Source organism: Streptomyces aureus (assembly GCF_001418135.1).
GTDB classification, from domain to species: Bacteria; Actinomycetota; Actinomycetes; order Streptomycetales; family Streptomycetaceae; genus Streptomyces; species Streptomyces aureus_A.
In genome coordinates this window covers 1-9710 of the sequence record NZ_LIPQ01000501.1, presented here as the reverse complement: position 1 = coordinate 9710, position 9710 = coordinate 1, and the positions used below count along the sequence as shown (strand labels likewise).

Here is a 9710-nt window from a genome sequence, read left to right as displayed (position 1 = left end):
GATGAGGTCGGAGCCGCCGGTGAAGACGGCGCACGGCTGGCCCTCCTTGGCGCCGGGTATCGGGAAGTAGCCGAGCTTGTCCTTGAGGGCCGGGTTGGCCTTGAGGATCGCGGCGACGGCGCTGGGCGTGGCGATGAGCTGGGCCACGTCGCCCTTGGCGAAGACGTCGGCCTGCGGCGGGTTCTGCTCGTCGGCGTCCTTGGGGCCTGAGCCGAGGGACTGGAGTTCCTTGTAGTAGGCCATGCCGCGGCGGGCCGCGGCGCTCTCGAGCGCTCCGGTCCACTCGCCGCCCTTGTCGGTGGCGAGTTCGCCGCCCTCGTCCCAGATGAATCCGGCGAGGGTGTACCAGTCCTGGCCGGCGAGGTAGATGCCCTGGGAGCCCTTGCTGTTGAGCTTCTCGGTGTCGGCGAGCCACTGGGCGCGGGTGGCCGGCGGCTTGGCGATGCCGGCGTCGGCGAAGAGGTCCTTGTTGTAGATGACGATGCGGTTCGCGGCGTACCAGGGGATGCCGTACTGGGATCCGCCGATGCTGCCGGGCTCGGCGAGGCCGGGCAGCCAGTCCTCGCTGCCGAGGTCGCGGACCGACTCCAGGGTGAGGTCGAAGAGCTTCTCGGTGTCGGCGTACTGGGCGACCTGGGTGTTGCCGACCTCGATGACGTCGGGTCCGCCGGAGCCCTGGATGGCCTCGGTGACCTTCTTTCCGATGCCGGTCCACTCCTGGATGGTGACCTGGAGTTCGACGCCGTCGTGTTCCTCCTCGTACGCCTCGGTGAAGCGGTTGAGGAACTCCTCGCTGACGCTGTCCCGCATGAGCCAGATGTCGACGGTCTTCGTCCTGCCGCCGCCCGGGAGCATCCCGCAGCCGGCGAGGGCGAGTGCTGTGGCGGCTGCCAGGGGGCAGGCCAGATGGCGGTTCTTCACGTAGGTCACCTTCTGCGGTTCAGCACAGGGTCGTGCGGCATGGGGGGCTGACCCGACATGGGGGGACCGAACGGGGTGTTCGCGCGGGTATGTGGCCTGGATTCTGGTCTGGACCAACGGGATGGTCAAGTCCTTGACCATCGCGTTCCGCACAGTGAGCGCACCATGCGTTCCCTTACCTCAGGTAACTCCCGTCGGTGGCATGTGATGCGCTGCGCGACGGAGGAGGGAGCACGACAAAGCCCCCGAGCGACGCCATGAGGCATCGTCGGGAGCGTTGCGAAGGACAGGCCCTGAGGGCCCGTCCGACGGATGGGGCCGGACGGCCCTAGCTGGGCTCCTCCAGGCGGAAGCCGACCTTCATGCCCACCTGGAAATGGGCGACCTGCCCGTCCTCGACGTGACCGCGGATCTCCGTGACCTCGAACCAGTCGACCGAGCGCAGCGTCTCGCAGGCGCGGGTGATCCCGTTCCGGATGGCGGTGTCGACGCCTTCCGAGGACGACCCGACGATCTCCGTGACGCGGTAGACGTGATCTCCCATGGCGGCCTCTCCTTCGCGTTCCGACTCCATCCACACTGCACGGAACCGGAGACCGCCGCGAGTCGAGACGCACCACGCGCCCACGCCGGCCCCGCGACCGTCAGGTCCGGCCCTCCTTCTCCTGGGCGTCCCTCAGTTCCTCGGAAGGGGGCGCCCACCGGGCGCGTACGACGGGGAAGCCGGCCTCCTCGGCCGCGTCGCAGACCAGCGGATCGTCGTCGACGAGCATCCTGACCGCGCGGTCGGTGCCCAGCCGCCGCAGGATCTCCACCTTGGTCACCCGGGCCGGGCGGAAGTCCCGGTTGCGGCGCATGTGGATCGGGCCTTCCGGGAGACCCTGCGCGGCCAGCCAGTCCAGGGTGTCCCGGCGACAGCGCTCCGGGCGTCCGGTCAGGTAGACGACGTCGCACTCCTCGGCCGCCTCGCGGCACAGCGCGATCCCCTCCTCCAGCGGCGGATCGTCGGGCGCCGCCGCGAAGAAGGCGTCCCACTCCTTGGGGCGCCGCTCCAGGAAGTGCTGACGGTGGGCGGTCGCGGCGAGCGTGTTGTCGAGGTCGAAGACGGCCAGGGGCCGGTGGTTGTCGGCTGTCACGCGGCCCAGCCTAGAAGGTGGGCGGAGGCGGCACCCCGGCGCTGTGGATCAGGACCGCGATACGGGAATCCCTCCCCGTCCGGAGCGTTGAACCCCTTGTGAGCACCTTTCCCGGCGGCATCCGCTTCTCGGTCCTCGACCGCTCCCGCACCCGGGAGGGCGAGGACGCCCCCCAGGCGCTGCGGGACACCGTGCGCCTCGCCCAGGAGGTGGAGGCCCTCGGCTACCACCGCTTCTGGGTGTCGGAGCACCACAGCGTGCCCGGGGTCGCCGGTTCCGCACCGACGGTCCTCGCGGCCGCCGTGGCCGCCGCCACGACGGGCATCCGGGTCGGTACCGGCGGGGTGATGCTCCCCAACCACCAACCCATGGTCGTGGCGGAGCAGTTCGGTGTCCTGGAGTCCCTCTTCCCCGGCCGGATCGACATGGGCGTCGGCCGCTCGGTCGGCTTCACCGACGGCATCCGCCGGGCGCTGGGACGGGACAAGGACGACGCCGACCGCTTCGGGGAGCAGCTCGGCGAGCTGCTCGGCTGGTTCACCGGCGAGCAGACCGCCCACCCTCAGGTGCACGCCCGGCCAGCCGAGGGGCTGCGGGTGCCGCCCTTCGTCCTGGCGACCGGCGAGGGCGCGTCGATCGCCGCGGCGGCCGGACTGCCGCTGGTCATCGGCGACCTCCGCGGCCGTGACCGGCTGCTCGCCGCCGTCGAGACGTACCGCTCCGGCTTCCGTCCCTCCTCGTGGTCCGCCGAGCCGTACGTGGTGATCGCCGGGACGGTCGCGGTGGCCGGGACGGAGGCGGAGGCCCGGCGGCTGCTGATGCCCGAGGCCTGGTCACTCGCCCACTCCCGGACGCTGGGCGCCTTCCCGCCGCTCGTCGCGCCCGAGGCGATCGAGAGGCTCACGATGACGGAGAAGCAGCGCGGTTTCTACGAGTCGGGGCTGAGCGGCCATGTGTACGGCACGGAGGAGCAGGTGACCGAGGCGCTGGAGGGTGCGGTGAAGGAGACCGGAGCGCAGGAGATCCTGGTCACCACCAGCACGTACGACAGGGCGGCGCTGAGCGAGTCGTACCGGAGGCTCGCGAAGGCGGTCGGCCTCACCCCGGGGACGCGGCGGTCACCGCCTGCCTGACTCCACCGGCGCTCGCGGCGCCTCGGCCGGGCGCCGCCGGGCCGGCACCTGCGCGCGGCGCCCCCTCGGACCGCGCGGCGCCCCTCCGGCCGCGCGACGCCCCCTCCCACGTCGCCGCACCGCTGCCCGCCGCCCTGACCAGGCCGGAAGCGGCGCCATGGATAAAATCACGTTATGCCCGAAAGCCACCATGATCCGTACGTCCGTGTCCGCGGCGCCCGTGAGCACAACCTCGCCGGGGTGGACGTCGACATCCCCCGTGACGCGCTCGTCGCCTTCACCGGGGTCTCCGGATCCGGCAAGTCGTCCCTGGCCTTCGGCACGATCTACGCGGAGGCGCAGCGGCGCTACTTCGAGTCGGTGGCGCCGTACGCGCGGCGGCTGATCCGTCAGGTGGGGGCGCCCGCGGTCGGCGAGATCACCGGGCTCCCGCCGGCGGTCTCCCTGGAGCAGCGCCGGTCCTCCCCGAACGCCCGCTCCTCCGTCGGTACGGTCACCACCCTGTCCAACTCCCTCCGCATGCTGTTCTCCCGGGCGGGCCGCTACCCGGAGGGCGCGGAGCGGCTCGACTCCGACGCCTTCTCCCCCAACACGGCGGCGGGCGCCTGCCCTTCGTGTCACGGTCTCGGCCGCATCCACGACACGAGCGAGGAACTCCTCGTACCCGAACCGGAACTGTCGATCCGTCAGGGCGCCATCGCGGCCTGGCCGGGTGCCTGGCAGGGGAAGAACCTGCGCGACGTCCTCGACGCGCTCGGGTACGACGTCGACCGGCCGTGGCGCGAGCTCGACGCGAAGGACCGGGAGTGGATCCTCTTCACGGACGAGCAGCCGGTCGTCACGGTGCATCCGGTACGGGACGCCGACCGCATCCAACGCCCCTACCAGGGCACGTACATGAGCGCCCGGCGCTACGTCCTGCGGACCTTCTCCGACTCGAAGAGCCCGACGCTGCGGGCGAAGGCCGAGCGCTTCCTCACCAGCGCACCCTGCCCGGTCTGCGGCGGCGGACGGCTGCGGCCGGAGGCGCTCGCGGTGACGTTCGCCGGCCGGACCATCGCCGACCTCGCGTCGCTGCCGCTGACGGCCCTGGCCGGACTCCTCTCCGGCACGGGGGCGGAGGACGGGGAGACCGCGCGCGTCCTGACCGAGGACCTCGTCGCCCGGATCGCGACCGTGACCGAGCTCGGCCTCGGCTATCTCAGTCTGGACCGGGCCACCCCCACCCTCTCCAACGGCGAGCTCCAGCGGCTGCGGCTCGCCACCCAGCTGCGCTCGGGGCTCTTCGGCGTGGTGTACGTCCTGGACGAGCCGTCAGCCGGTCTGCACCCGGCCGACACGGAGGCGCTGCTCGTGGTGCTCGACCGGCTCAAGGCGGCCGGGAACTCCGTCTTCGTCGTCGAGCACCACCTCGACGTGATCCGGCACGCCGACTGGCTCGTGGACGTCGGACCGCTCGCCGGGGTGCACGGCGGTCGTGTCCTGCACAGCGGACCGCCGGGTGGACTCGCGGACGTCGAGGCGTCCGCGACCCGCCGTTTCCTCTTCGACCGGGAGCCCGGTCCCGCGCGGGAGCTGCGCGCACCGGCCGGGTGGCTGCGGACGGGCCCGGTGACCCGGCACAATCTGCGGGCGGTCGACGCGGCCTTCCCCGTCGGGGTGCTGACGGCGGTCACCGGCGTCTCGGGCTCGGGGAAGTCGACGCTCGTGGGCGCGCTCACCGAGGAACACTCCGGGGTGGGGCGTCTGGTGACGGTCGATCAGCGGCCGATCGGGCGCACCCCGCGCTCCAACCTGGCGACGTACACGGGCCTGTTCGACGTGGTGCGCAAACTGTTCACGGAGACCGGGGAGGCGCGGGCGCGCGGCTACCGGGCGGGCCGCTTCTCCTTCAACGTTCCCGGTGGCCGGTGCGAGAACTGCCAGGGCGAGGGTTTCGTCTCCGTCGAGCTGCTCTTCCTGCCCAGTACGTACGCGCCCTGTCCCGACTGCCGCGGGGCCCGCTACAACCCCGAGACCCTCCAGGTGCGGCTGCGGGACCTCACCATCGCCGAGGTCCTCGATCTCACCGTCGAGTCCGCCGCCGTGTTCTTCGAGGACACGCCCGCCGCCGCGCGCAGCCTGCGCACCCTGCTCGACGTGGGCCTCGGCTATCTGCGGCTCGGGCAGCCCGCGACGGAGCTGTCCGGGGGCGAGGCGCAGCGCATCAAGCTCGCGTCCGAGCTCCAGCGGCCGCACCGCTCCCCCACCCTGTACGTCCTGGACGAACCGACGACGGGCCTGCACCCGGCCGACGTCGAGGTCCTGATGCGGCAGCTGCACGGTCTCGTGGACGCCGGTCACTCGGTGATCGTCGTCGAGCACGACATGGACGTGGTCGCCACGGCGGACTGGGTGGTCGACCTCGGCCCGGGCGGCGGCGACGAGGGCGGCCGGATCGTGGCCGCGGGACCCCCGGACCGGGTGGCGCGGGCGGCGGAGAGCCGTACCGCGCCGTATCTGCTCCGGGCCCTGGGGCCCGCCGGACGGAGCTGAGGTCCGTCCGGCGGGATCGGGCCGACGGAGCAGGGGCCCGGCGGGATCCGGCCGAGGGCGCCGGGGCCCGGGGCGGTCGGGCCGCCGGAGCCGAGGTCCGCGTCGGCCGGGCCGCCGGAACCGGGGCCCGGGCCCGGCGGGGTCAGGCCGCCGTGTCGAAGGTGTAGTGGCGGGTGTGGTCCAGCATGTCCGCCGGGGTCACGTCGTTCCACGGGCGCATGGTGTCCCCGAGGTCGACGACGTTCGCGGTGCCCGCGGCCGGCAGGTACGGGGACCGGGGGTGGCGGGCCTGCCAGTCGGCCCACAGCTTGTCGATGAAGGCGTGGTGCAGCCAGAACACGGGGTCGTTCGGGGAGACCCCGGTGCCCATCTGGCCGCCCACCCAGACGTGGACGCGGTTGTGGAGGTTCACACCGCGCCACCCTTCGAGGTGGTTGCGGAAGCCGTCCGACGAGCTGTTCCACGGGGCCGTGTCGTAGGTCTCCATGGCGAGGACGGAGTCCACCTCGGCGCGGGTGGGGAGCTGGCGGCCGCCCGCGCCGAGGTCGCGCCGCAGGTAGTCGCGGCCGTCGACGCGGACGGTGATCGTCCAGCGGTTGCCGCTGCGGGCGAACGCGCCGTCGAGCACCTGGCCGTCGCGGGCGCGCCCGGTGCCGCCGAGGAAGTCGGGCGCCCACAGGGAGGAGCGGGAGGTGCGGTCGGCCGTCCAGTCCCAGTAGGGAAGGTTGACGGTCGGGTCGACGGACTGCAGCGCCTGCTCGAACTCGATGAGGAAGCGCCGGTGCCAGGGCAGGAACGACGGCGACCGGTGGCCGACGCGGTCGCCGTTGTCGGTGTCGCTCATGATGAAGGCGTTGTGCGTGGTGACGAAGGTGTCGTACCGCCCGGAGCGCTTGAGCTCCAGGAGGGCGTTGACGAAGCGCCGCTTCTCGTCGGCGGTGAGGGTGGCCTGGTTCTTGCGTACGGTCATGACGGTGCCGTTCCTGGATCGATCAGCCGAGGGTGAGGGGTACGAGCGGGGCGCCCTGGAGTTCGCGGACGGCCGCGCGGGCCAGCGACTTGGGCGTGGCGACGGGCTCGTAGTGGTTGATCACGCTGATCCAGGTGCCGTCGGCGTTCTGCATGACGTGCAGTTCCTCGCCGTCGATCGTCACGGAGTAGCCGCCTCCGTGGTGCCCCCCGTGGTGACCTCCGCCGTGCGCGGGCCCGCCCTGGATGCGGCGGCCCTGGTAGACCTCGTCGAAGGACGCCGGGGCCGGGCCGGCCGCGGGAGCGGCGGCTCGGGGACCGTCGGCGACGGCGGAACCGGCCAGGGCGAGGCCCGCGGCGGCCCCTGCGGCCCCGGCCGCGACGCCGAGAGCCCGGCGGCGGGTGATGCTGGACATGAAACCCCCAAATGGTCTGTGCGACCGGGGGTTTGGTCATATGCCCCCGGCAGAGCTCATCAGTACCCGGGAGGGGAGGCAGCGCGGTAATCACCGGGAGCCGGTTGGCCGCGAAGTGGACAACGTGCCACAAAATGTACAGCGTTGAACGGAGTTGATCTTGCTGTCCGAACGGTCGACAGCACCCCAGGGCGAAGATCTTACGGAGAAAGTGATCGTTCTGTGAACGATCTTTCGCTTCGAGGTGCACCGTGTGGCGGAGCCCACGCCCCGAGACTGTCCTGATCCCGACTCCGCCGCCCGGTACGCTCTCTCGCACACGAGGGCGGGGACGGGGACGGGGAAGACGTGGCATTACGGGACAACGACCCACGCCGGATCGGCGGGTACGAGCTCCACGACCGGCTGGGAGCCGGCGGCATGGGGACGGTCTTCCTGGCGCGGGCCGACTCGGGACGGCCCGTCGCGCTGAAGATCGTGCACGAACAGTTCGCCGCCGACCCGGAGTTCCGGACCCGCTTCCGCCAGGAGATCCGGGCGGCGCGCCGGGTCAGCGGCGCGTTCACCGCGCCGGTCGTGGACGCGGACCCCGACGCCGCACGGCCGTGGATGGCGACGGCGTACGTCCCCGGGCGGACGCTCCGCGACCGGGTCGACTCCGAAGGACCGCTCACCGGGACGGAGTTGCGCCTTCTCGCGGTGGGTCTGGTCGAGGCGCTCCGCGAGTTGCACCAGGTGCGGGTGATCCACCGTGACCTCAAGCCCGACAACGTCCTGCTCACCGACGACGGTCCGCGGGTCATCGACTTCGGCATCTCCCGCGCGCCCGATCACCGCACCATGACGGTCACCGGCCGGATCCTCGGCACGCCTCCGTACATGTCCCCTGAACAGCTGTCCGCCCCGCACCGGGTGACCTCGGCGACGGACGTCTTCTCCCTGGGCGCGGTCCTCTGCTACGCGACGACGGGCAGGGGCCCGTTCGACGGTGGAAGCCCGTACATGACGGCGTACAACGTGGTCCACGAGCCGCCGGAGGTGGCGGAACTCTCCGGCACCGTACGGGAGATCGTCCAGTGGTGCCTGACGAAGGAGCCGGCCGAACGTCCGGGCCCCGACGACCTGCTGACGGCGTTCCGCACGGTGCCGGAGAACGAGTGGGGCCGCCGCCCGCCCGTTCCCCCGGTGGCCGGGCCGCACCCGCCCTCGCCCACCGAGCAGGCCCGCCGGCCCCGGCGCCGGCCCCGGCGGCAGGCCCTGGTGGCCCTGGCGACGGCAGTCGCCCTCCTCGCGGGCAGCGGCGCGTACATGTGGTGGCGGGAGGCGACCGCAACGGGCTCCGCGGGCAGCGGCGGGCCCTCGGCCCCCGTCACCTCCCCGGCCTCCCGCACGCCGCAAGCACGGGTACCGGACGCCTCCGTACTGGCGGCGAGGACGGCGTACAGCCCGGTGTACGGGGGCGATCCCGGCACCACCCACGCGTACGCCGACGCCCCCGGGCGCCGTCCGAAGGGCTGGCGAGCGTGGGCCGTCGGCACCGCCCTGCAGAGCTGCGTGTTCGTCGACGCGTCACTGGTCTGCACGGCACCGCACGACGTGACGAAGAAGGGAAGGCTCGTCCGCATCGACGCTGCCACGGGGCGCACGATCTGGTCGGTGCCGGCCGCGGTCGCGGAGGGGTGGGAGCCCGCTGTCGTCGGCGGGACCATCGCCGTCTCCACCACGGGTGGCCTGCGGGCCGTGGCCCTCTCCGACGGCCACACGCTGTGGACCCGCGAGAAGGGGGACACCGTCGGCCGGCTGACCGCGTCCGGCGGAGACCTCTACGGAGCGACGTTCGACGGGACCGTGTTCTCCGTCGACGCAGCCACCGGTGAACCGCGCTGGCGGCGGCCCGGAATCGTCCAGGGGATCGGGTTCCCCCGGGTACGGATCTCGGGCGACCGCGTCCACGTCCTCACCATCCAGGACCCGGCCCTGGACGCGCAGACCGTCCTGAGCCTGCGCACGTCGGACGGCTCGACCGTGGCGACGACGGCGCTCCGGCGACCGTGCTCCCCCTGGGGGCTGACGGTCCTTCCGCCGCGCGACGGGGGCCAGCCCCCCGCCTTCCTGTGCGGGACGATGGGCAGCGACGGCCATCTCGTACAGCGGTCCGGCCGGAAGGAGGCCGAACTGGACCTCGCGAACCGGGGAGTCGCCTCGCTCACGGTCGCCGAGCGCGGCATGTTCGGCGTGATCGAGGCCGACCGCCCGGACCACTCGTTCGCCCAGCTGGACGGCGTCACGGGCGGCCCGCTCTGGCAGCTGCCGCTGGGCCTCGCCTGTGGGGCGACCGATGCCCCACCGGTGGTGACCGGTCAGCGGGCCTACGTCGTGTGCGGCACCGCCGGCGTCGTGGTCGACCTCACCCGGCACACCGTGACCGCCCGCTTCGTGCTGCCCGCGGGGGTGAGCGACCCGGGCAACAGCGAGTCGGGGGTACTCGTGGCGGGCGGCGTCCTCTACGTCCAGACCCTCAAGGGCTGGGCGTCCCTCGACCCCTACGCCACACCCGTCTGACGGCCGCCCGCCACGAGTACCCCCGACTCGCTGTTGCC

General features: G+C 72.7%; 8 protein-coding genes. 3 read left to right on the top strand and 5 right to left on the bottom strand.

What is annotated here, in order from left to right; all coding sequences use genetic code 11:
- The 3 genes from AOK00_RS32360 to AOK00_RS32350 all read right to left on the bottom strand — a co-directional run.
- The coding region (locus AOK00_RS32360) for an extracellular solute-binding protein (protein ID WP_055603734.1) at positions 1-921 on the bottom strand (921 nt) is incomplete at its 3' end.
- A 328-nt stretch (positions 922-1249) separates the two neighbouring features.
- Positions 1250-1465 (bottom strand): dodecin, encoded by a 216-nt coding sequence (locus AOK00_RS32355; protein ID WP_055603733.1) that lies wholly within the window; start codon positions 1463-1465, stop codon positions 1250-1252.
- Between the two features lie 100 nt (positions 1466-1565).
- Positions 1566-2057, bottom strand: coding sequence for a hypothetical protein (locus tag AOK00_RS32350; protein WP_055603732.1), 492 nt, complete (start codon positions 2055-2057; stop codon positions 1566-1568).
- Positions 2058-2155: 98 nt separating this feature from the next.
- Here AOK00_RS32350 and AOK00_RS32345 point away from each other — a divergent pair, with 98 nt between their 5' ends.
- The gene (locus tag AOK00_RS32345) at positions 2156-3190 is read left to right on the top strand and encodes an LLM class flavin-dependent oxidoreductase (protein ID WP_055603731.1); all 1035 of its coding nucleotides are present in this window, start codon (positions 2156-2158) and stop codon (positions 3188-3190) included.
- Positions 3191-3364: 174 nt separating this feature from the next.
- Entirely contained in the window at positions 3365-5725 is a 2361-nt protein-coding gene (locus AOK00_RS32340; RefSeq protein WP_055603730.1) for an ATP-binding cassette domain-containing protein, read from the top strand.
- A 142-nt stretch (positions 5726-5867) separates the two neighbouring features.
- On the opposite strand, the gene melC2 is transcribed toward AOK00_RS32340, so the two are convergent.
- Together melC2 and melC1 are read right to left on the bottom strand one after the other, a co-directional pair.
- Positions 5868-6695, bottom strand: coding sequence for a tyrosinase MelC2 (gene melC2, locus AOK00_RS32335; protein WP_055603729.1), 828 nt, complete (start codon positions 6693-6695; stop codon positions 5868-5870).
- A gap of 22 nt (positions 6696-6717) precedes the next feature.
- On the bottom strand, positions 6718-7110 hold the full coding sequence (melC1, locus tag AOK00_RS32330) for an apotyrosinase chaperone MelC1 (RefSeq protein WP_055603728.1): 393 nt from the start codon (positions 7108-7110) through the stop codon (positions 6718-6720).
- A gap of 348 nt (positions 7111-7458) precedes the next feature.
- On the opposite strand from melC1, the gene AOK00_RS32325 reads away from it, so the two are divergent.
- Positions 7459-9672 carry a protein kinase domain-containing protein gene (locus AOK00_RS32325; RefSeq protein WP_055603727.1) on the top strand — a complete coding sequence of 738 codons (2214 nt, stop codon included), beginning with the start codon at positions 7459-7461 and terminating at the stop codon, positions 9670-9672.
- Positions 9673-9710 lie beyond the last annotated feature (38 nt).

What these genes read in the sequence shown, in the direction of transcription:
- AOK00_RS32355 (WP_055603733.1), bottom strand. Translation starts at nt 1,465, where the DNA reads ATGGGAGATCACGTCTACCGCGTCACGGAGATCGTCGGGTCGTCCTCG.
- AOK00_RS32340 (WP_055603730.1), top strand. Translation starts at nt 3,365, where the DNA reads ATGCCCGAAAGCCACCATGATCCGTACGTCCGTGTCCGCGGCGCCCGT.
- melC2 (WP_055603729.1), bottom strand. Translation starts at nt 6,695, where the DNA reads ATGACCGTACGCAAGAACCAGGCCACCCTCACCGCCGACGAGAAGCGG.
- melC1 (WP_055603728.1), bottom strand. Translation starts at nt 7,110, where the DNA reads ATGTCCAGCATCACCCGCCGCCGGGCTCTCGGCGTCGCGGCCGGGGCC.